We start from the raw sequence: 368 nt of genomic DNA, 5'->3' as shown, positions 1-368 counted from the left end.
GTATGGCGGGTTCTGCCGTGTCCTTGCTGCTGTCCAAGTGGATGGCCAAGCGCGGCATGAACGTCCAGGTAATCGAATCTCCCCATAACGCCAGCGAGCAATGGCTCGTCAGCACGGTGCAAGAGCTGGCCGACAAGGCAGGAATCGGCATGCCGGAAGTGGGGGTGTTCAACTCTCATCAACCCAATGCCTTTGCCACCGGCTGGAATCGTAACGATGCTCTGGTGGCGGTTTCAACCGGTCTGCTACAACGCATGAGCAAAGACGAAGTAAAGGCCGTGCTGGGCCATGAGATTGGTCACGTTGCCAACGGGGATATGGTGACGCTGGCTCTGATTCAGGGGGTAATCAACGCCTTTGTGATGTTC

The 368-nt window shown here is 56.8% G+C and carries 1 protein-coding gene; it reads left to right on the top strand.

Going from position 1 to position 368, the window contains the following annotated elements; genetic code table 11:
• On the top strand, positions 1-368 hold a 368-nt coding region (locus tag Q4563_RS17140; RefSeq protein WP_303605352.1), incomplete at both ends, for a M48 family metalloprotease.

The sequence above is a fragment of the Gilvimarinus sp. 1_MG-2023 genome (genome assembly GCF_030548285.1).
This window is presented reverse-complemented; position numbering and strand designations above follow the sequence as displayed.